We start from the raw sequence: 21,227 nt of genomic DNA, 5'->3' as shown, positions 1-21,227 counted from the left end.
GTCACAGCCTCGGCTCCACCCGCGCGATCCGTCGCAACGCCCCTGGCAGGAAACGGGACATGAGGTGCGCGCCGCGCGCCTCGGGGGTCACCGGGACGACCGCCCGGTTCCGGACCACGGCGTCCAGGATCGCCTCGGCCACCTTCTCCGGCGGGTAGTTGCGCATGCCGTACAGGCGGGCCGAGCTCTTCCGGCGGCGGCGCTCCTCCGCCTCGTCCACACCGGCGAAGCGGGCCGTGGAGGTGATGCCGGTGTTGACGATGCCGGGACAGATCGCCGTCACACCGATGCCCTGACCGGCGAGTTCCGCGCGCAGGCACTCGGAGAGCATCAGCACCGCCGCCTTGGACGTGCTGTAGGCGGGCAGGGCCCGGGAAGGCTGGAAGGCCGCCGCCGAGGCGATGTTGACGATGTGGCCGCCCTGGCCGCGGTCGGCCATCCGCCCGCCGAAGAGCCGGCAGCCGTGGATCACGCCCCACAGGTTCACGTCGAGGACCCTGCGCCAGTCGTCGGACGTGGTGGCGAAGAACGATCCCGACAGACCGATGCCCGCGTTGTTGACCAGCACGTCCAGCACGCCGTACGCGCGGTGCACCTTCTCGGCGAGCTTCTCCATCGCCTGCTCGTCGGAGACGTCGGCCGTCTCCGCCCATGCCTCTCGGGCGCCGACGAGCCGGGACAGCTCGGCGGTGCGGAGCGCGGCCTCGGCGTCGCGGTCGACGGCCACCACGCGCGCGCCCGCCTCCGCGAACGCGAACGCCGTGGCCCGGCCGATGCCGCTGCCCGCGCCGGTGATCAGCACCAACTGGCCGCCGAACCGGTCGGCGTGGCGGCCGGTGGCCCTCGGCCCGGGACGGCCGCCCTCCACGGACATGACGAACTCCTCGATCCAGGAGGCCAGCTGATCGGGCCGGGTGCGCGGGATCCAGTGCTTGGCCGGAAGCGTGCGCCGGGTCAGCTGCGGCACCCACTGCTCCAGGTCGTCGTAGAGGCGCTCGGAGAGGAACGCGTCGCCCTGGGGCGTGATGAGCTGCACGGGCGCGTGCGCGTAGGCGTCGGGGCGCGGCCGCCTCAGTCGGGCGCGGACGTTGTCGCGGTACAGCCAGGCGCCGTGTGCCGCGTCGGAGGGCAGCGAGGCGGTCGGATAGCCGCCGGCGGGGACCTTCTCCACCCGCTGGAGGATCTTCGGCCAGCGCCTGCCGAGCGGGCCCCGCCAGGCCAGCTCGGGCAGGACCGGTGTGTGCAGCAGGTACACGTACCAGGACTTGGCGCCCTGGCCGAGGAGCTGGCCCACCCGGCGGGGTGTCGGACGCTTCACGCGCGCGTTGATCCAGTGCCCGAAGTGGTCCAGGGACGGCCCGGACATCGACGTGAAGGAGGCGATACGGCCCTCGGTACGGCCGACCGTCACGAACTCCCAGGACTGCACGGAGCCCCAGTCGTGCCCCACCAGGTGCACCGGGCGGTCCGGGCTGACCGCGTCCACGACGGCGAGGAAGTCGTCCGTGAGCTTGGCGAGGGTGAAGCCGCCGCGCAGCGGCTCGGGCGCCGTGGAGCGGCCGTGGCCCCGGACGTCGTACAGGACCACGTGGAAGCGGTCGGCCAGGCGGACGGCGACCTCCGACCAGACCTCCTTGCTGTCCGGGTAGCCGTGCACCAGCACCACCGTGGGCTGCCCGGGGTCACCCAGCTCGGCCACGCACAGCTCCACCCCGCCGGTCGCCACCCGGCGCTCCCGCGCCCCCTTCAGCGTCACGTCCGCCGTCACCTCTCCCGTCCCGTCCGCCGTCACTTCTCCTCCGCCCAGCGCCGCACGTGCGGCAGATCGTCGTCCAGCCAGAAGGCGCTCTCCCCGGGGTCCTTCGAGTCGGTGACCACGAGGATCTCCTCGAACTTCGCGCCCGTGCCCCGGAAGCCGAGGTGCGGTTCGACCGCCCACAGGCCCGGCTGCGGCGGGTGGTCCGAGAAGCGGTACGGCGACCACAGCGGGGACCAGCCCTCGCGGTGGCCGTGCAGCGCGTCGGCGGCCAGCCCCTTCAGGGACTGCGTGCCGAAGCCGAAGAGGCGGGGGGAGAAGCGGCGCTGCTTCACCCGGTCCACCTTGTGGGCGATCACCCCGAAGGGATACGCGCGATGCCGGTTGGCGTAGCCCTGGCGGACCATCAGCCGGTCCACGTCCTCGTAGATCTCGCGCAGCGGGCGCCGCTCGCGCACCTCCCGCAGGATCAGCTCCCGGTGCGCCTCCAGGTCGGCCGTCAGCCGGTCCTGCACCGGGTTCACGCCGAGTGAGCCCGAGTAGCCGATGTCCGCCGTGTATCCCTCGTAGACCGGGGCCATGTCCAGGATGAACGGCATCCCGGGTGCCAGGGCGCGGTCGGTGGGGAAGAACTGCAGGGGTATGCGGAAGCCCGCGAACGCCGTGCGGTCGCCGAACCAGGCGAAGGGCAGATGGAACCAGTCCCGCACCCCGCGCTCGCGCAGCCACTCCCGCTGCATCCGCGCCGCCTCACGCTCGGTCACACCCGGCCGCAGCCGCGCCGCGACCGCCTCCGCGCACGCGTAGGCGAGGCGCTGCACCCGCCTGAACCCTTCGAGCTCCACGGAGAGTTCGCCGCTCACTGCCGTCGTCATGCCGCCCCGTCCCGTCGTGCCGCCGACTCGCCCACGCGTCCACTCGGCGCGGGGTCGCGTCGACCGCCGTACGTGTCCGTAACTTGACACTGGTGAATGTGACAGTTGTTAGAGGCGGCGTCAATAGGCGGGTCCGCGGCCTGTGGACAACGCGCGGTGACCCTTGGGCAGGGTGTCCCCTAGGGCCCCGTAATACCTGGGGCTGACGCGAAGACGGCTCTGAGGTCTGACGACCGCCGGGGCCCGGATCACTACCGTCGTAGACGTGACTGTGATCGCGACCGAAAGCCTGAGCAAGCGGTTCCCCCGGGTGACCGCGCTCGACCGGCTGTCCGTGGACATCGGACCCGGTGTGACCGGACTCGTCGGAGCCAACGGCGCCGGCAAGTCCACCCTGATCAAGATCCTGCTGGGTCTGTCCCCCGCCAGCGAGGGCCGCGCCGAGGTGCTCGGCCTCGACGTCGCCACCCAGGGCGGCGCCATCCGCGAGCGCGTCGGCTACATGCCGGAGCACGACTGCCTGCCGCCCGACGTCTCGGCCACCGAGTTCGTCGTCCACATGGCACGCATGTCCGGCCTGCCGCCCACCGCCGCGCGTGAGCGCACCGCGGACACCCTGCGCCACGTCGGCCTGTACGAGGAGCGCTACCGCCCCATCGGCGGCTACTCGACCGGCATGAAGCAGCGGGTGAAGCTCGCCCAGGCGCTGGTGCACGACCCGCAGCTGGTGTTCCTGGACGAGCCGACCAACGGCCTCGACCCGGTCGGCCGCGACGAGATGCTGGGCCTGATCCGCCGTATCCACACCGACTTCGGCATCTCGGTCCTGGTCACCTCCCACCTGCTGGGCGAACTGGAACGGACCTGCGACCACGTCGTCGTCATCGACGGCGGCAAGCTGCTGCGCTCCAGCTCCACCACCGACTTCACACAGACCACGACCACGCTCGCGATCGAGGTCACCGACAGCGACGCCCACCCCGACGGCACCCGCGCCGTCCGCGACGCGCTCCACGCGCGCGGGGTGGACACCCACGCCGAGGGCGCGGGCCTGCCGGGCGCCGGACACATCCTGCTGCTGACCGCCCAGGGCGAGGAGACCTACGACCTGGTCCGGGACGTCGTCGCCGACCTCGGGCTCGGCCTGGTGCGCATGGAGCAGCGCCGGCACCACATCTCCGAGGTGTTCACCGGGACAGACGAGCAGAACAGCAACGACGAGCAGCGGAAGGAGGCCGTCGGCCATGGCGGTTGAGCAGCCCCTGACCTCGCCCGCGGGCGACCAGACCCGCATCCACGACATCGGCTACCGCGGCTACGACGGCCCCCGCCTCGGACGCGCCTACGCCCGCCGCTCGCTGTACTCGCAGTCCCTGCGCGGCGCCTACGGCCTGGGCCGCTCGGCCAAGTCCAAGGTGCTGCCGATGCTGCTGTTCGCGGTGATGTGCGTGCCCGCCGCCATCATGGTGGCCGTCGCGGTCGCCACCAAGGCGCACGAACTGCCGGTGGCCTACACCCGCTACGCGATCATGATGCAGGCCGTGATCAGCCTGTACGTCGCCGCGCAGGCACCCCAGTCCGTCTCCCGCGACCTGCGCTTCAAGACCGTGCCGCTGTACTTCTCGCGGCCCATCGAGACCGCCGACTACGTCCGCGCCAAGTTCGCCTCGCTCGCCTCGGCGATCTTCATCCTGACCGCCGCCCCCCTGCTGGTGATGTACGTGGGCGCGCTGCTGTCCAAGCTGGGCTTCGCCCACCAGACGAAGCAATTCGCCGAGGGACTGGTCTCCGTGGCCCTGCTCTCCCTGCTCTTCGCCGGCATCGGCCTGGTCATCGCCGCCGTCACCCCGCGCCGGGGCTTCGGCATCGCCGCGGTGATCGCCGTGATGATCATCTCCTACGGCGCGGTCAGTACGCTCCAGGCCATCGCCGATGTGCAGAACCACTCCGGCGTCATCCCGTGGATCGGCCTGTTCTCGCCCGTCACGCTCATCGACGGCGTCCAGTCCGCCTTCCTGGGCGCGACCGCCCGCAACCCCGGAGCGGTCGACCCGTCGACCGCGCAGGGCGTGGTGTACGTCCTGGTCGTGCTCGCCCTGATCGCCGGCAGCTACGGCCTGCTGGTGCGCCGCTACAAGAAGGTGGGACTGTGACGACCCTCAGCATCGACCACGTCTCCCGCTGGTTCGGCAACGTGGTCGCCGTCAACGACATCACCATGACCATCGGCCCCGGCGTCACCGGCCTGCTCGGTCCCAACGGCGCCGGAAAGTCCACCCTGATCAACATGATGGGCGGCTTCCTCGCCCCGTCCACCGGCACCGTCACCCTCGACGGACAGCCCGTGTGGCGCAACGAGCAGATCTACCGCCACATCGGCATCGTCCCCGAACGCGAGGCGATGTACGACTTCCTCACCGGCCGCGAGTTCGTCCTCGCCAACGCCGAGCTGCACGGCCTGGGCGCCAAGGCGGCCCAACGGGCGCTCGCCACGGTCGAGATGGAGTACGCGCAGGACCGGAAGATCTCCACGTACTCCAAGGGCATGCGGCAGCGCGTGAAGATGGCGAGCGCGCTGGTGCACGACCCGTCGCTGCTGCTGCTCGACGAGCCGTTCAACGGCATGGACCCGCGCCAGCGCATGCAACTGATGGACCTGCTGCGCAAGATGGGCGACGAGGGCCGCACCGTGCTGTTCTCCTCGCACATCCTGGAGGAGGTCGAGCAACTCGCCCGGCACATCGAGGTCGTCGTCGCCGGACGGCACGCGGCCAGCGGCGACTTCCGCAAGATCCGCCGGCTGATGACCGACCGCCCGCACCGCTATCTGGTCCGCTCCAGCGACGACCGTGCCCTCGCGGCCGCGCTGATCGCAGACCCCTCGACGGCCGGCATCGAGGTCGACGTGACCGAGGGAGCGCTGCGCATCCAGGCCGTCGACTTCGGCCGGTTCACCGCCCTGCTGCCGAAGGTCGCCCGGGACCACGGCATCCGGCTTCTCACGGTCTCGCCGTCCGACGAGTCCCTGGAGTCCGTCTTCTCGTATCTGGTCGCGGCGTAGGAGGCCGAAGATGTACGACCCCACCGTCGCCCGGCTCACCTACCGGGCCCTGCTCGGCCGTCGCCGGGCCCTCATCCTTGGCGCGCTGCCGCTGCTGCTGATCGTGCTCTCCGTCGCCGTGCGCGGCCTGACGGGAGCCGACGACCAGACCGCCGCGGACGTGCTCGGCGGCTTCGCGATCGCCACGATGGTGCCGATCATCGGTGTCATCGCGGGCACCGGCGCGATCGGCCCGGAGATCGACGACGGCTCCGTGGTCTACCTGCTGTCCAAGCCACTGAAGCGGCCCACGATCATCTTCACCAAGCTGATCGTCGCCATCGCCGTGACCATGGTCTTCTCGGCGGTGCCGACCCTGATCGCGGGACTGATCCTCAACGGCAACGGACAGCAGATCGCCGTCGCCTACACCGTGGCCGCGCTGGTGTCCTCCATTGCGTACTCCGCGCTCTTCCTGCTCCTCGGCACGGTGTCCCGGCACGCGGTGGTCTTCGGGCTGGTCTACGCCCTCGTCTGGGAGGCCCTGTTCGGCTCCCTGGTGCCCGGTGCGCGCACGCTGAGCGTCCAGCAGTGGTCGCTGGCCGTCGCACACAAGATCGCCGGCGGTGACCTGGTGACCTCGGAGGTGGGCCTGACGACGGCCACCGTGCTGCTGGTGGCGGTCACCGTGCTGGCCACCTGGTACGCCGGGCAGAAGCTGCGGACGCTGAAGCTGGCGGGCGAGGAGTAGCCCCCGCCGCCCCCTCAACGACGGGTACGGACGCTTGGAGGGCGGCGTCTGGGACGAACTGGTCCTGGACGAGGCCTTCATACGGAGCGCCGAGACCTCCGAACCATCCGCGCGGGCCCGTATGCTCGCCGCCCGCTGGCGCGCCGAGGAGCCCGAGCCCCGGCCGTGGCGCTCCGACGAGCCGCCGGCGGGCTGGTTCTTCGGCACGGCGAGGCGCCGCAGGTGGCGCCGCCGGTAATTCGGTGGCACCCGACTCGGCGGCAGGCCAGAGTGGTTGTACCCCATCCGCCGGGAGTGTCCCGGCGCCACGCTCTGGGAGAGGAGGTGGGCGATGTCCATGCACGGCAGTACGCCCAGCTCCCGACAGGGCAGCCCGAGGCCGGCTCCGGTGTAGTTACCCCACCGAGGAGCTCCAGGAGCTGCCCGGGGCGGCCGCTTCGAGCACGCGATGTCACTCTCGCGTGGGCCGCCCACCCGGAGGATTGGCCGAGTGGTAAGGCACTGGCTTGCTAAGCCATGGTCGGGGGCGACCCCGCGCACGTTCGATTCGTGCATCCTCCGCGAGACGTTGTCACCGGGTCCTGGCCGGGCTGTCGGCTCGCAGGGCGTGCAGTCGGCCCGGAGCGCACCCGCGGCCCCACCGACCGCGCCCGGTGTCGCAGGCCGTGCCCACCCGTTCAGCCCCAGCGGGACGACCGCCCACGGCGGTTGGTGACGGTACTGCGACCCCTAAGGGCGCAGCCCCTGAGCCAGCAACCGCTCCAGCACCACCGCGATGCCGTCCTCCTCGTGGGAGGAGGTCACCTCGTCGGCCACCGCCTTCAGTTCCTCGTGGGCGTCCCCCATGGCCACCCCGTGGGCGGCCCAGGCGAACATCGGGATGTCGTTGGGCATGTCGCCGAAGGCGATCGTGTCCGCGGCCTTCAGGCCGAGACGGCGGGCGGCGAGGGACAGGCCCGTGGCCTTGGACAGGCCCAGCGGGAGCAGTTCCACGATGCCCGCGCCCGCCATGGCGACCGTGACGAAGCCTCCGGCGGCCTGCCGGGCGGCCTGAGCCAACTCGTCGTCGCCCATCGTCGGGTGCTGGACGTAGATCTTGTTGAGCGGGGCCGCCCAGAGGTCGGAGGCATCCGTGAAGGGGGTCGCCGGGAGCGTGCCGGTGACCGCGTAACCGGGGCCCACCAGCACCTCGCCGTCCAGGCCGTCGCGGCTGGCCGCCAGATACAGCGGACCCACCTCGGCCTCTATCTTGGCCAGGGCCACGCCCGCCAGCTGCCGGTCCAGGGTCACGGACGTCAGCAGGCGGTGCGCACCGGCGTCGTAGACCTGTGCGCCCTGGCCGCAGACGGCGAGGCCGTCGTAGCCGAGGTCGTCCAGGATGTGCCGGGTCCAGGGGACCGAGCGGCCGGTGACGACGATGTGGGCGGCGCCCGCCGCGGTGGCCGCGGCGAGCGCGTCACGGGTGCGCCCGGACACCGACTCGTCGGAGCGCAGGAGCGTCCCGTCGAGGTCGGTGGCGATCAGTCGGTAGGGGAAGCCGGTCACCTGGCGACCGGCTCCAGGACCTCCCGGCCGCCCAGGTACGGGCGCAGCACCTCGGGAACCCGGACGGACCCGTCGGCCAGCTGGTGGTTCTCCAGGATCGCCACGATGGTGCGCGGGACGGCGCACAGCGTGCCGTTGAGCGTGGCGAGCGGCTTGACCTGCTTGCCGTCGCGGACGCGGATCGACAGGCGCCGGGACTGGAACTCCGTGCAGTCCGAGGTCGAGGTCAGCTCGCGGTACTTGCCCTGGGTCGGGATCCACGCCTCGCAGTCGTACTTACGGGCGGCCGAGGAGCCGAGGTCGGCGCTGGCGACGTCGATGACGCGGAACGGCAGCTCCAGCGACGTCAGCCACTGCTTCTCCCATTCCAGCAGCCGCTGGTGTTCCGCCCGGGAGTCCTCCGGCGCGACGTAGGAGAACATCTCGACCTTGTCGAACTGGTGCACACGGAAGATGCCCCGGGTGTCCTTGCCGTGCGAGCCGGCCTCGCGGCGGAAGCAGGGCGAGAAGCCCGCGTACCGCAGCGGCAGCTTGTCGGCGTCGATGATCTCGTCCATGTGGTAGGCCGCCAGCGGGACCTCGGAGGTGCCGACCAGGTACAGGTCGTCCTTGTCGAGGTGGTAGACGTCCTGGGCCGCCTGGCCGAGGAAGCCGGTGCCGCCCATGGAATGCGGACGGACCAGCGCCGGGGTGAGCATCGGGGTGAAGCCGGCCGCGGTGGCCTGGGCGATCGCGGCGTTCACCAGGGCCAGCTCCAGCAGGGCGCCGACACCGGTGAGGAAGTAGAAGCGGGAGCCGGAGACCTTCGCGCCGCGCTCGACGTCGATGGCGCCGAGCAGCTGGCCGAGCTCCAGGTGGTCCTTGGGCGCGAAGCCCTCGGCGCCGAAGTCGCGGATCGTGCCGTGCGTCTCCAGCGTGACGAAGTCCTCCTCGCCGCCGACCGGCACGTCGGGGTGGACGAGGTTGCCGAGCCGGAGCAGCAGCTCCTGGGTCTCGGCGTCGGCCGCGTCGCGCTCGGCGTCGGCGGCCTTGACGTCGGCCTTGAGCTGTTCGGCGCGCTTGAGCAGCTCGGCCTTCTCGTCGCCGGAGGCCTTGGGGATCAGCTTGCCGAGCTGCTTCTGCTCGGCTCGCAGCTCGTCGAAGCGGACGCCGGAGGACCTGCGCCGCTCGTCGGCAGACAGGAGAGCGTCGACGAGCGCGACGTCCTCTCCACGGGCGCGCTGGGACGCGCGCACACGGTCGGGGTCCTCACGAAGCAGGCGAAGGTCAATCACGAGCCCAAGGCTACCGGTGCCGGGTTGCCGCTCACGAATCTCTATTCCGACGTGTTCTGATTCGCGGCGTACGTTCCGTTATGGGGTAATTGCCGAGCGTGTCAAGGAAAAGTGTCTCACTCCCTGGGACGGGGCAGGTCCCAGGCGTCGTGTTGACCGGATTCCCTTGTGGAGAACGGGACTTGGCGGACTGGTTGTCCACAGAAATCCACACCCCTCGAAGAGTTATCCACAGGCTGTGTGGAAGGTCTGTGGACTTCGGAATTGATCATTCCGGAAGTGAGGAACGGAGGGAAGAATTCCCGGGTCAAACCGCCTCGACACCTGCTATCGGGTGGAAAACGGCCCCCCTGAAAGATGAACCAAAGGAAACGGGTGGGCGAAGGGTGAACCAGGTGACCGTGACCCGATCTGGGGGCCACAGGGTGATTTGTCGACCTGGTCGCCTTTGCTTGTCGACTTGTCCCCAGGTCGAGAAGGGCACCTGTGGATAACCTCTGTGGATAACGATGAGATGCAGGTAGGACCGGCTAGAAGCGGCCGTCCTGGCAGCGGGTCACCCAGTCCGCAGCCGCCATGAACTCCTCGTCCGAGGTTCCCGGCCGGGTCGCCGGAGCCTCGTCCGGCGCGATGTCCGCGCGCGGATAGGAGCCGAGGAAGCGCACCTGCAGACAGATCCGCTTCAGCCCCATCAGCGCCTCCGCCATCCGCCGGTCGGAGATATGGCCCTCGGCGTCGATGCAGAAGCAGTAGTTGCCGATGCCGGCGCCGGTCGGGCGGGACTGCAGCAGCATCAGGTTGATCCCGCGCGAGGCGAACTCGCCCAGCAGGTCGCGCAGGGCACCGGGGTGGTCGTCGCGCTGCCACAGGACCACCGAGGTCTTGTCGGCGCCGGTCGGTGCGGCGGGCCGGGCCGGACGGCCGACCAGGACGAACCGGGTCTGCGCGTTCTCCGCGTCGTGGATCCCGGTCTCCAGGGCCTCAAGGCCGTAGCGGGCCGCGGCGAACTCGCCCGCGAAGGCGGCGTCGTAGCGGCCCTCCTGGACCAGACGGGCCGCGTCCGCGTTGGAGGCGGCCGACTCCCAGATCGCGTCCGGGAGATGTGTGCGCAGCCAGTTACGCACCTGCGGCTGGGCCGCCGGGTGGGCGGAGACCGTCTTGATGTCCGCGAGGTTCGTGCCGGGCCGGACCAGCAGCGCGAAGGTGATCGACAGCAGCACCTCGCGGTAGATCATCAGCGGTTCGCCCGCGACCAGCTCGTCCAGGGTGGTGGTGATGCCGCCCTCGACGGAGTTCTCGATCGGCACGAACGCCGCCTCCGCCTCACCGGTCCGTACCGCGTCCAGCGCGGACTGCACCGAGACATACGGGACGAGTTCCCGGGTGGCCGCTTCCGGGAGCGTGCGCAGGGCCACCTCGGTGAAGGTGCCCTCGGGGCCGAGATACGCATAGCTCGCTGGCATGTCCTCACCCTAATGGGCGCAGGGCCAAGCGGCTTGCGCATCTCAGGAACACCACACGACCGGGGGGTTTGGAACCGGAAATTCACCCTTCCAGCAGCTGCTGCCCCACATAATCGCCCTTCGCCGCCCCGCCCGGCACCGCGAACAGCCCGCTCGCCTCGTGCCGGATGTACTGCGAGAGCGCGTCGCCCCGGTCGAGCTTGCGCTGCACCGGTACGAAACCGCGCAGCGGATCCGCCTGCCAGCAGACGAACAGCAGACCGGCGTCCGGTGTGCCGTCCGCGTCGAAGCCGTCGTGGTAGGAGAAGGGGCGCCGCAGCATGGCCGCGCCGCCGTTCTTGTCGGGCCGGGTGATCCGCGCGTGCGCGTTGAGCGGGACGACGTACTCGCCCTTGGCGTCGGCCTTCTCCAGGTCCATCGGGGTCGTCTCATCGCCCCCGGACAGCGGCGCCCCGTTGGACTTCCGGCGTCCGATGACCGCCTCCTGCGCAGGCACCGACAGCTTCTCCCAGTCGTCCAGGAGCATGCGGATGCGGCGTACGACGGCGTAGGAGCCGTTCGCCATCCAGGCGGGCTCGCCCGTGGCGGGCACGAAGATCCGCCGGTCGAAGTCGGAGTCGGCCGGCTTCGGGTTGCGGGTGCCGTCGAGCTGGCCCATGAGGTTGCGGGCCGTCAGGGGATGCGCGGTGGCACCCGGGGTGCGGTTGAAGCCGTTCATCTGCCAGCGCAGCCGGGCCGCACCGCCCGCCTCCTTCTGGATCGCGCGCAGGGCGTGGAAGGCGACCAGGGCGTCGTTCGCGCCGATCTGCACCCACAGGTCCCCGTCGCTGCGTGCCCTGTCGAGATGGTCGGAGGAGAAGTCCGGCAGCGGGTCCAGCGCGGCAGGCCGCTGCTTGTCCAGGCCGGTCCTGCCGAAGAAGCCGTGCCCGAAGCCGAAGGTGATCGTCAGTGAGGAGGGGCCGGCGTCGCGGGCCACGTCGGTGTCGTCGTGCGGCGCGGGCTCGCCCGCCATCAGCCGCTCGGCCGTCGTCGACCAGCGGCGCAGCAGGGCCGCCGCCTCCTTGCGGCCCGCGCCCGGCACGAGGTCGAAGGCGGCGAGGTGGCCGCGCGCCTGGAGCCCCTCGGTGATGCCGGGCTGATGTTTCCCGTGAAACATCGCCCGGTCGGAGCCCACCGAGGCCAGCGGGGTGGTCTGGGCGGGGGCGGCGGCGTACCCCACGGCCCCGCCGGCCGCGCCGAGCACGAGACCGGTGGCGCCCGCGGTGCCGAGCAGCACGCGTCGGGAGATGCCCGCGCCGCTGCCGGCCGCGGGCTCCGGTACCGCGGACTCGGGCGTACGGGCCTCGGGGATGGACTGGTCGGGCATGGTGTCGTTCAGCCGATCTGCGCGTTCTTGGAGACGGTCGCCTGGTCGATGTCGGAGGTCCGCACGGTGACGGCGATCTTCCAGTCGCCGGCCAGGGGGATCTGCACTCCGCTCGCCGACCAGTGGCCGGTGGTGATGTGGTCGGGGGTCACGGGAAGGGGGCCGATCTTCTTCGCCTCAAGGGTGAAGGAGACCTTCACCTCCGGGATGTCGAAGGCGCGCCCGTTGGGCCGCTGGACGTAGACATGCATCTCGTTGCCGCCCACCCGCGCGGGGTCGAGGTCGATGCTGACGACGCCCTTGCCGTCGGTGCCGCCGGTGTCGAAGGGCATGTCCAGGGTCAGCGCGCCGTTCGAGGGCGCGGTGGCCGTACCGGAGGAGGACGAGGAGGCGGCCTTCGCGTCCAGCTCGGTGCGGCCCGGCTCGGTCTGGGTCAGCCAGGTGGTGACGGCGAGCAGGACGACCGCGACGCCCGCCTCGGCCAGCACCGAGCGGCGCAGTCCGAAGCGGTTCGGGTCGCCGTCCCGCAGCCGCTTCTGCCGGGCGGCGTCCATGGCGGCCCGCTGCCGGGCGAGCTGCTCGGCGCGCCGGGGATCTCCGCTGGTCCTGCCCTTGCCGGACTGCTTGGCCGCACCGGAGGCGACCCGCTCCCGCTCGGGGTTCTCGGCCGAGACGGCGACCGTGCCGGCGCCGCCGGCCAGCCGCCCCGTCCACCGCCGCGACACCGAGGCGACGCCGACCAGCAGCGCCACCAGAGCGATCTTGACCAGCAGCAGCTGTCCGTACCGGGTGTCGGTGAACGCCGTCCAGGAGCCGAGCTGGCGCCAGGCCTGGTAGGTGCCGGTCGCGACGAGCGCGATGACGGAGCCGAAGGCCACACGGGAGAACCGGCGGACCGCGGCGGCCTCCACCGGTGTCTCGGCGGGCGCCCGGTAGAGGGCGACCAGCAGGGCGGTGAGCCCGCCCAGCCAGGCGGCGACCGCGAGCAGATGGACGACGTCGACGGGCATGGCGATGGCCGGCTGGAGCCCGACCGAGGCGTGCTCGGCCATGGCCCAGCTGGTCGCGAGCCCCGCCGCGACGACCACACCGCCGACCGCGAGCCCGAACGTCAGATCGCGTTTGTCCTCCCCCTCCTCGCGCTTGGTGTAGGCGCCGAAGAGGACGGCGATGAACAGCGCGGCGGCGGCGAGCAGCAGCAGCCGGGAGACGAGCGCCGCACCGGTCTTGGTCTGCAGCACCTGGCCGAGCAGGCCGAGGTCGAAGATGTCGGCGACCTTCCCGGAGGTGGTGTACGCGCCGCGCAGGAGCAGCAGCCACAGGGTGGCCGCGGTGAGCGTGAGCCAGCCGCCGACGACCAGCCGCTGCAGGGCCCGTACGCCCGCGCCGCGCTGCCAGCAGGCGAGCACGAAGGCCGCACCGCCGGCAAGCACGATGAAGCCGGCGTACGACGCGTACCGTCCGAACGCGTAGAGGCCGCCGACGACTCCGCCGCCCGCGGCCGGTCCGGTGCCGGAGACCACGGTCAGCGAGGGCGCTCCGATGGAGAAGGTGTAGGCGCCGGAGACGGGATGGCTGTCGGCCGAGACGACCTGGTAGGTGACCGTGTAGGTGCCCTTGGCCAGGCCGTCCTTGAGCCGTACGGCGTATGTCGTGCCGCTCAGGTTGGCGGGTTTGCCGGTCTGGACCGGCTTGCCCTTGGGGTCGAGGACGCGCAGGGAGTCGTCGTTCATCGCCACCTTCTCGGAGAAGGTGAGTGCCACCTGGCTGGGTGCCTGCTTGACCACCACCCCCTGCGCGGGGTCGCTGCCGGTCAGCGCCGCGTGGGCGGAGGCCGGTCCGGCACCCGCGAGCAGTGCGCCGGTGACGGCGAGAAGCAGCAGCACCAGGGTGCGCAGGCCGCCCCTTCGTGCCTGGGGGGTGATGGTCCGTGTCACGGTGGTGGGTCCCTCCCTCAGTGGCCGGTCGACGGGTTGTACGTGGCGGACTTCACCGGCATCTCGACGGTGAGGGGCCCGGACTTGGCGAAGGTGAGCTTCACGGTGACCGTCTGGCCCTGCTTCGGCGTGCGCCTCAGCTTCTCGAACATCAGATGGCTGCCGCCGCTTTTGAACACGAGTTGACCGTGGGCGGGTATCGCGAAGGAGGTCTTCTCCCGCATGGCGCCGCCCATGGTGCTGTGCATGGTGACCTGGCCGGCGACGTCGCTGCTCACCGCGGTCAGCTCGTCCTCGGCGCCGCCCTTGTTGGTGATCGTCAGAAAGCCGGCGGCCATGTCGGAGGAGACCGGCTGCGGCATGTACGGCCCGTTCACCGACAGCTCGGCCCGCGTGGAGCCCGAGCCGGAGCCCGACCCGGAGTCCGGGCCCGAGCAGCCGGCGAGGGTCAGCGCGCCGGCGAGTGCGGCGGCGGTGGTCAGGACGGCGGGGCGGCGCCTCACGGGTTCTCCCCCTTGACGAGCTTGGGCAGGTCCCTGGTGTAGTCGTCGACCGTGGCGGTCTCGCCGTAGAGGACGTAACCGCCGTCCGTCTTCGGCGAGAAGGCCATGACCTGGGTGCCGTGGACGGAGACGAGCTTGCCGCTCTTGTCCTTCGTGGTCGGCTCCACGGAGATGCCGAGGGAACGGGCGCCGGCCTGGATGGTGGCGAAGTCCCCGGTCAGGCCGATGAACTGCGGGTCGATGCCCTTGAGCCACTTGCCCAGCCCGGCGGGGGTGTCACGGCCGGGGTCGGTGGTGACGAAGACGACCCGCAGGTCGTTCTGCTCGGCCTTGGGCAGCGCCTTCTTGGCGACGGCGATGTTGCTCATCGTCGTCGGGCAGATGTCGGGGCAGTGGGTGTAGCCGAAGTAGACCAGGGTCGGATGGCCCTTGGTCTGTTCGCGGAGGTCGTACTTCTTGCCGTGCGTGTCGGTGAGGACCAGGTCCGGCTTCTCGAAGGGCTTGTCGAGGACGGTGGCGGCCTTGCCCGAGTCGGACTCCTCCGAGACCACGGCGATCGGCGACTTGCCGTCGTTCCCGCTGCCGCAGGCGGAGAGGGTCAGGGTGGCGGCGGCGAGCAGCGCGGCCGCGGCGAACGTCTTCTTGCGCATAGAAAAATGTCCCAGATGTGAGTGCTCCGGTGCGCACCGGGGTCGTACGACAGCCATGACAGCGTCGCATGCGCCGTACGACCCCTGCGCGGTCCGGAAGGGGTGCGGCTCAGGCGGTGCGGCGGCGGCCGGCGAGGACGCCGTAGGCGACGCCCGCGACGCCGACGACGATGCCGACCACGCCGAGCACGCGGGCGGTGGTGTCGGTGTGGGAGCCGGAGTCGGTGGCGGCGGCCGCGTTCTCGTTCTGGCCGGAGGCGTCCTTGGCGCTCGCGGCGCCGTGGTGGTCGTCGGTCGCGGCGGACAGTTCCAGCACCGGCGCCGGGTTCTCCGGCTCGTCCTGGCCCGCCTTCGGGATCTCGATCCAGCGCACGACCTCCTTGTCGGAGTACGTCTGGATCGCCTTGAACGCGAGTTCGTCGGTGTTCTCGGGCAGGGCGCCGAGGGAGAGCGGGAACTTCTGGAAGTAGCCGGGCTGGATGCCCTTGCCGTCGGCTGCGGTCCAGGTGACCTTGGTGACGGCCTCGTCGATCTTCTCGTCGTGCACGGTCAGCGGCTTGGCCAGCTTGGACTTGGTGACCTGGACGTTCCAGCCGGGCACGGGCTGGGCCATGACCGAGGCGATGGGGTGGTCGGCCGGGAGGCTGACCTCGACCTTGGTGGTCGAGGCGTTGTCGCGCTCGTTGGGGACCTTGAAGTCGACGACCGCGTAGCCGCCCTTGGCCGCGGGGGTCTCCGGCTGCACGGTGACGTGCGCGAAGGCGGGGACGGACAGGGCCAGTACGGCCGTGCCCGTGGCGGCGCCGGCGGCGGCGACACGCGCGGCGATACGGCGGGAGACGGCGCGACGGGTCGCGGTACGAGAAACCTGCATGGCAGGAGCACTCCACTCTGAGAGTTCCGGTGGCGAAGAGAGGTACGCGGGTGCTCGGCCGTGCCCCTTGGTGGGGCAGGGTGCGCACGCGCGCGTGCCGCGCGACGGCGGCAGCCTCTCCCGTGGAGTGGCGCGCGCGTCGCGTCAGGCGGCGAGGAGGAAACCGGCGGCGGGCGGGCCGCGCCGGATCACCGTGTGCTGGAGTGCGGTGGTGTGCGGGCCGGGCGCGCCGTCCCGGTCGGTACGACGGCCGCGCGGGCCGGGCGCGGAGGCGGGCAGCGGACCGGCGCACAGGACGCCCGCCAGTGCGAGCGCCGAGCGCAGGGACCGTACGAGCGCCCCCTCCGCGACTCCATGCGCCGACAGCTCGATCAGCCGCAGCAGGGCCAGATCGCCGCGGCGCAGCAGCCAGCCGGCGGCGACGGCGGCGAGGACGTGCCCCAGCAGCATCGGCAGCGAGGGCAGCAGACCCGCCGAGGCACCGGTGGCGTCCTGCGCGGGGTGCATGTCGCCCATGACGGTCGCGGGCCGGCCCGAGCGGTCGATGAGGTGCGCGGCGAGCAGGACGTGGAAGGCGCGCCCGGGGGTCAGGGCGGTGGGGCTCGCCCCGCACAGGAAGCGCGTGGCCTGCTCGACCAGCGCGGTGTCGTTCAGGGCGGAGCCGCGCCCGCCCGGTGCTCCCGTCGCCATCCCGCCCGCGGCCATGGCGGCCCCGTGCTGGCCCAGCCCGAACAGCGTGTGCAGGGCGGTCTGGCCGAGGGCGAGGAGCACGGCGATGCCCGGCAGCGAGCGGGCCCGCCCGGCGAGCGGCACCACGAGCAGCAGACAGCCGAGAAAGCCCGCCCCCAGCGCCCACAGCGGCACGCCCGCGCAGGAGGCGAGGGTGTGCCCGCACGCGGCCAGCGCGACGCAGACCGCGGCGAACACCGCGGCCCGCAGGATCCGGAGGCCCGCTCCGGGACGCGCCGTGCGCGGGTGGGGGGCAGTCATGGCGGCCTCATCATCGCACTGCGCTTGTCGCCGTCCTACCGCAGGGCCGCGGGGAACGCCCCTCATACACCGATTCCTCCCGCGGCGCATCGGCTGTATGGGCGGAGTCACGTCAACTGTGTGCTTACGGCCCCCTACGGGCGGCAATACGTAACGGTATGTCGAGCCGCGGCCAGGAGGCTGGAGCATGAGCATCTGGTGGTCACTCCATTTGCGCCGCGAGGCCGCGAGCGTGCCGCTCGCCCGGCGGCTCCTGATCGGCACCATGGAGACGGCGGGGGTCGACCCCGAGATCTCCTACGACCTCTCCGTCGCCCTGAGCGAGGCCTGCGCGAACGCCGTCGAGCACGGCGGGGAGACCCCGAACGGCGGCTCCTCGGAGGCGTACCGGGTGACGGCGTACCTCGACGGAGAGAAGTGCCGCATCGAAGTGGCCGATTCCGGACCGGGACTGCCCCGCACCCAGGAGATCCGGCCCGCCCGCCCGGACGCCGAGCACGGCCGCGGGCTCTGTCTCATCCGCGAACTCGCCGACCACGTCCACATCGGCCCCAAGCCCGGCCGGGGCGGCACGGTGGTCAGTTTCGACAAGATCCTCAAGTGGAAGAAGGATCCCTCACTGCTGACGGCATAGTGAGGCCATGGAGATCGAGAGCGGCGACATAGCGCCCGGTGTGACCCTGCGGCTTCTGACGCCCGCCGACGCGGACGCGCTGTGCGCGGCCTACCTGGACAACCGCGAGCATCTGCGGCCGTGGGAGCCGCGCCGGCCGGAGTCGTTCTTCACCGTGGCGGGACAGCGCGAGCGGATCACCGGGCTGCTGCGGCTGTACTCCGAGGGCGCCGCGGTGCCCCTGGTGTTCCAGGCCGCGGACGGGCGGATCGCCGGGGCCGTCACCCTGACCGGGATCGTCCGAGGGCCCTTCCACAGCTCCTCCCTCGGCTACTGGGTGGCCGCCGACCAGCAGAACCGCGGCCTGGCCACGGCCGCGGTGGAGCGGGTCTGCCGGATCGCGCGGGACACGGTGGGGCTGCACCGGATCGAGGCGTCCACGCTGCTCGCGAACACCGGCTCACAGCGGGTGCTGACGAAGAGCGGCTTCGAGGCGATCGGACTGGCCCCGAAATACCTGCACATCGACGGGCAGTGGCGGGACTGCCGGCTCTTCCAGCGGATCCTGCACGACCGCGATCCGGCCGTGTGAGGGCACGCTCAGCCCCTCTCCAGCACCTTCGCCAGCACCTCCAGCGCCTCGCCGTACGCCCGCTCGCGGGGCGTGCCGTAGCCGACGACCAGGCCCTGGGGGCGGCCGGGGCCGGGGGTGTGCCAGTGGTCGCCGAGGGCGCCGAGGGCGAGACCCTCCGCCTCCGCGCGGGCCAGCACCCCGGCCTCGTCGGGCACGTCGATCAGCGCGTGCAGGCCGGCGGCGATGCCGTGCACGCTGCGGCCCGCGCCCAGGCGGTCCAGCAGCTGGTCGCGGCGGCGCCGGTAGCGCAGCCGGCACGCGCGGACGTGCCGGTCGTAGGCGTGGCTGTCGATCAGCTCGGCGAGGGCCAGCTGGCCGATGGTCTCGGTGTGGTGGTCGCTGTGCAGCTTGGCGTCGGCGACCGCGTCGACCAGCTGCGGCGGCAGCACCATCCAGCCGAGCCGCAGTGCCGGGCCGAGCGTCTTGGAGGCCGTGCCGAGGTACACCACCTGGCCGGGCGCCATGCCCTGCAGCGCGCCCACCGGCTGGCGGTCGTAGCGGAACTCCCCGTCGTAGTCGTCCTCGACGATCAGCCCGCCCCGCGCGCGTGCCCAGTCGCCGAGCGCCCGCCGCCGCTCGGGATGCAGCGTCACCCCGGTCGGGTACTGGTGCGCCGGGGTGACCACCACCGCCGCCGCCTGGCCCAGCTCCTCGGGGCGCACCCCGCGCGCGTCGACCGGCACCGGCAGGACCGTTCCTCCGTTGCGCCGCACGACCTCCCGGTGGAACGGCAGCCCGGGGTCCTCCATGGCGACGACGGCGCCGTCCAGCACGCGCGTGAGGAGCGCGAGGCCCTGGACGTACCCGGAGGTGACGACGATCCGCTCCGGCGGCGCGAGCACTCCCCGCGCCCGCCCCAGATAGCCGGAGAGCGCCGTGCGCAGCTCGATCCGGCCGCGCGGGTCACCGTAGTCGTACGCCAGTGAGGGTGCCGTCGCTATGGCCCGGCGCAGTGCGCGCAGCCAGGCGGCCGCCGGGAACGCGCCGACGTCCGGGCTGCCGGGGCGCAGATCGAAACGCGGGGCACGCGTGCGTGTCGCCGTGCCGGGTTCGGCGGACTCGACGGTCGGCAGCGCGGCGACCCGGGTACCCGAGCCCTGGCGTGCGGTCAGGTACCCCTCGGCGACGAGCTGGTCGTAGGCGGCCTTGGCGGTGCCGCGTGAGATGCCGAGTTCGGCGGCGAGCCGCCGGGTGGCCGGCAGCCGGGTCCCGGGCACGAGCCGCCCGTCCCGCACGGCGTCCCGCAGAGCCCGCTCCAGCCCGATCCGGCGCCCGTCCGCCGCATCGGGTTCAAGATGCAGGTCCACACCGAACCCGGCCCAGAATTCGTCCATGTGTCCACCCCCGTGAGTGCAGCGCCGCCAGGGGCGCGGGGAACTGCGCGACCAGCCACGGACAGACCCGCGGACGACAACGGCCGGGCACCTCCCTCGGTACCCGGCCATTGAATCTCAGATCAGCCCTTCAGCGACGCCATCCAGGTCTCGACCTCGTCGGAACGACGCGGCAGAGCGGCCGACAGGTTCCGGTTGCCGTCCTCCGTGACGAGGATGTCGTCCTCGATGCGGACGCCGATGCCCCGGTACTCCTCGGGCACGGTCAGGTCGTCGGCCTGGAAGTACAGCCCCGGCTCGACGGTCAGCACCATCCCGGGCTCCAGGACCCCCTCCACGTACGTCTCGGTCCGCGCGGCGGCGCAGTCGTGGACGTCCATGCCGAGCATGTGGCCGGTGCCGTGCAGGGTCCAGCGGCGCTGCAGGCCCAGTTCCAGGACGCGCTCGACCGGACCCTCGACCAGGCCCCACTCGACGAGCTTCTCGGTGAGCACGCGCTGGGCGGCGTCGTGGAAGTCGCGGTACTTGGCGCCCGGCTTGACCGCCGCGATGCCGGCCTCCTGGGCCTCGTACACGGCGTCGTAGATCTTCTTCTGCAGCTCGCTGTACGTGCCGTTGACCGGCAGCGTGCGCGTGACGTCGGCGGTGTAGAGGGTGTGGGTCTCCACCCCGGCGTCGAGCAGGAGCAGGTCGCCGGAGCGGACCGGGCCGTCGTTGCGCACCCAGTGCAGCGTGCAGGCGTGCGGGCCGGCCGCGCAGATGGAGCCGTAGCCGACGTCGTTGCCCTCCACGCGCGCGCGGAGGAAGAAGGTGCCCTCGATGTAGCGCTCGCTGGTCGCCTCGGCCCTGTCGAGGACCTTCACGACGTCCTCGAAACCGCGGACCGTGGAGTCGACGGCCTTCTGCAGCTCGCCGATCTCGAACGCGTCCTTGACCAGCCGGGCCTCGGAGAGGAAGACACGCAGCTCCTCGTCGCGCTCGGCGGTGACCTTGTCGGTCAGGGCGGCCTCGATGCCGGCGTCGTAGCCGCGGACCACGCGCACCGGGCCGGTGGCCTCGCGCAGCTTGTCCGCCAGCTCGCGCACGTCGGCGGCCGGGATGCCGTACAGCGCCTCGGACTCGGTGAGCGAGTGGCGGCGGCCGACCCACAGCTCGCCCTGACCGGAGAGCCAGAACTCGCCGTTCTCACGGTCGGAGCGGGGCAGGAGGTAGATCGTCTCCTGGTGGCCGTCGCCCGTGGGCTCCAGGACCAGGACGCCGTCCTCGGTCTGGTCGCCGGTGAGGTACGCGTACTCGACGGAGGACCGGAAGGGGTACTCGGTGTCGTTCGAGCGGGTCTTCAGGTTGCCCGCGGGGACCACCAGCCGCTCACCCGGGAAGCGGGCGGAGAGCGCGGCACGGCGGCGCGCGGTCTCGGCGGCCTGCGGGACGGGCTTCAGGTCACGCAGTTCCGTGTCGGCCCAGCCGGACTTCATGTTCTCGGCCAGCTCGTCGGAGACGCCCGGGTACAGGCCGTTCTTCCGCTGCTTGATGGGCTCCTCGGACTCGGTCTCGGGGCCCTCCGCGGTAGCGGAGTCGGGCACAGCCGGGTTGAGCTCGTCGGACACGTGATCCTCCTCGAT

19 protein-coding genes, 1 tRNA gene and 1 pseudogene are annotated in these 21,227 nt (G+C 71.8%); 8 read left to right on the top strand and 13 right to left on the bottom strand.

Annotated features, from left to right (window positions below; all coding sequences use genetic code 11):
* Window position 1 precedes the first annotated feature (1 nt).
* Entirely contained in the window at window positions 2-1,756 is a 1,755-nt protein-coding gene (locus tag IE244_RS21200) for an SDR family oxidoreductase (RefSeq protein ID WP_191875291.1), read from the bottom strand.
* A 32-nt stretch (window positions 1,757-1,788) separates the two neighbouring features.
* Entirely contained in the window at window positions 1,789-2,631 is an 843-nt protein-coding gene (locus IE244_RS21195; protein WP_191875126.1) for a M24 family metallopeptidase, read from the bottom strand.
* 271 nt (window positions 2,632-2,902) lie between these two features.
* On the opposite strand from IE244_RS21195, the gene IE244_RS21190 reads away from it, so the two are divergent.
* From IE244_RS21190 to IE244_RS21165, 6 genes and pseudogenes are all read left to right on the top strand, one after another.
* Window positions 2,903-3,886: an ABC transporter ATP-binding protein gene (locus IE244_RS21190; protein ID WP_191875290.1), complete on the top strand. Its 984-nt coding sequence runs from the start codon at window positions 2,903-2,905 to the stop codon at window positions 3,884-3,886.
* A complete protein-coding gene (locus tag IE244_RS21185) occupies window positions 3,876-4,784 on the top strand; it encodes an ABC transporter permease subunit (RefSeq protein WP_191875125.1) in 909 nt (302 codons plus the stop codon). Before IE244_RS21190 ends, IE244_RS21185 begins: the two co-directional genes overlap by 11 nt.
* The gene (locus IE244_RS21180) at window positions 4,781-5,692 is read left to right on the top strand and encodes an ABC transporter ATP-binding protein (protein ID WP_191875124.1); all 912 of its coding nucleotides are present in this window, start codon (window positions 4,781-4,783) and stop codon (window positions 5,690-5,692) included. The genes IE244_RS21185 and IE244_RS21180 overlap by 4 nt, the downstream gene beginning before the upstream one ends.
* 10 nt (window positions 5,693-5,702) lie before the next feature.
* Window positions 5,703-6,422: an ABC transporter permease subunit gene (locus IE244_RS21175; protein WP_191875123.1), complete on the top strand. Its 720-nt coding sequence runs from the start codon at window positions 5,703-5,705 to the stop codon at window positions 6,420-6,422.
* Window positions 6,423-6,450: 28 nt separating this feature from the next.
* Window positions 6,451-6,660: pseudogene (locus IE244_RS21170) on the top strand (SGM_3592 family protein); the annotation flags it as partial.
* Window positions 6,661-6,898: 238 nt separating this feature from the next.
* Window positions 6,899-6,983, top strand: a tRNA-Ser gene (locus IE244_RS21165).
* Window positions 6,984-7,151: 168 nt separating this feature from the next.
* On the opposite strand, the gene IE244_RS21160 is transcribed toward IE244_RS21165, so the two are convergent.
* From IE244_RS21160 to IE244_RS21120, 9 genes are all read right to left on the bottom strand, one after another.
* A complete protein-coding gene (locus tag IE244_RS21160) occupies window positions 7,152-7,967 on the bottom strand; it encodes an HAD family hydrolase (protein WP_191875121.1) in 816 nt (271 codons plus the stop codon).
* On the bottom strand, window positions 7,964-9,241 hold the full coding sequence (serS, locus tag IE244_RS21155; RefSeq protein WP_191875120.1) for a serine--tRNA ligase: 1,278 nt from the start codon (window positions 9,239-9,241) through the stop codon (window positions 7,964-7,966). The genes IE244_RS21160 and serS overlap by 4 nt, the downstream gene beginning before the upstream one ends.
* Window positions 9,242-9,771: 530 nt before the next feature.
* Entirely contained in the window at window positions 9,772-10,704 is a 933-nt protein-coding gene (gene pheA / locus IE244_RS21150; protein ID WP_191875119.1) for a prephenate dehydratase, read from the bottom strand.
* Window positions 10,705-10,786: 82 nt separating this feature from the next.
* Window positions 10,787-12,070, bottom strand: coding sequence for an iron uptake transporter deferrochelatase/peroxidase subunit (gene efeB, locus IE244_RS21145; protein WP_191875118.1), 1,284 nt, complete (start codon window positions 12,068-12,070; stop codon window positions 10,787-10,789).
* An 8-nt stretch (window positions 12,071-12,078) separates the two neighbouring features.
* Window positions 12,079-14,007, bottom strand: a complete 1,929-nt coding sequence (locus IE244_RS21140; protein WP_191875117.1) for a copper resistance CopC/CopD family protein — start codon at window positions 14,005-14,007, stop codon at window positions 12,079-12,081.
* A gap of 17 nt (window positions 14,008-14,024) precedes the next feature.
* Window positions 14,025-14,510 (bottom strand): copper chaperone PCu(A)C, encoded by a 486-nt coding sequence (locus IE244_RS21135; RefSeq protein ID WP_191875116.1) that lies wholly within the window; start codon window positions 14,508-14,510, stop codon window positions 14,025-14,027.
* Window positions 14,507-15,160, bottom strand: coding sequence for an SCO family protein (locus IE244_RS21130; RefSeq protein WP_191875115.1), 654 nt, complete (start codon window positions 15,158-15,160; stop codon window positions 14,507-14,509). The genes IE244_RS21135 and IE244_RS21130 overlap by 4 nt, the downstream gene beginning before the upstream one ends.
* Window positions 15,161-15,269: 109 nt before the next feature.
* Window positions 15,270-16,034 (bottom strand): YcnI family copper-binding membrane protein, encoded by a 765-nt coding sequence (locus IE244_RS21125; protein WP_191875114.1) that lies wholly within the window; start codon window positions 16,032-16,034, stop codon window positions 15,270-15,272.
* A gap of 144 nt (window positions 16,035-16,178) precedes the next feature.
* On the bottom strand, window positions 16,179-17,024 hold the full coding sequence (locus IE244_RS21120; RefSeq protein WP_191875113.1) for a hypothetical protein: 846 nt from the start codon (window positions 17,022-17,024) through the stop codon (window positions 16,179-16,181).
* 187 nt (window positions 17,025-17,211) lie between these two features.
* On the opposite strand from IE244_RS21120, the gene IE244_RS21115 reads away from it, so the two are divergent.
* Window positions 17,212-17,658: an ATP-binding protein gene (locus tag IE244_RS21115; protein ID WP_191875112.1), complete on the top strand. Its 447-nt coding sequence runs from the start codon at window positions 17,212-17,214 to the stop codon at window positions 17,656-17,658.
* A gap of 7 nt (window positions 17,659-17,665) precedes the next feature.
* Window positions 17,666-18,229, top strand: a complete 564-nt coding sequence (locus IE244_RS21110; protein WP_191875111.1) for a GNAT family N-acetyltransferase — start codon at window positions 17,666-17,668, stop codon at window positions 18,227-18,229.
* Between the two features lie 8 nt (window positions 18,230-18,237).
* Here the strand turns inward: IE244_RS21110 and pdxR are convergent, their stop codons facing one another.
* Window positions 18,238-19,605 carry a MocR-like pyridoxine biosynthesis transcription factor PdxR gene (pdxR, locus tag IE244_RS21105; RefSeq protein WP_031164487.1) on the bottom strand — a complete coding sequence of 456 codons (1,368 nt, stop codon included), beginning with the start codon at window positions 19,603-19,605 and terminating at the stop codon, window positions 18,238-18,240.
* 122 nt (window positions 19,606-19,727) lie between these two features.
* Entirely contained in the window at window positions 19,728-21,212 is a 1,485-nt protein-coding gene (locus IE244_RS21100) for an aminopeptidase P family protein (RefSeq protein ID WP_191875110.1), read from the bottom strand.
* Between the last annotated feature and the right edge of the window lie 15 nt (window positions 21,213-21,227).

Source organism: Streptomyces filipinensis (assembly GCF_014649495.1).
Taxonomy (GTDB): domain Bacteria; phylum Actinomycetota; class Actinomycetes; order Streptomycetales; family Streptomycetaceae; genus Streptomyces; species Streptomyces filipinensis.
The sequence above is the reverse complement of the archived record's forward strand: the minus strand, read 5'-3'. Positions and strand labels throughout refer to the sequence as shown.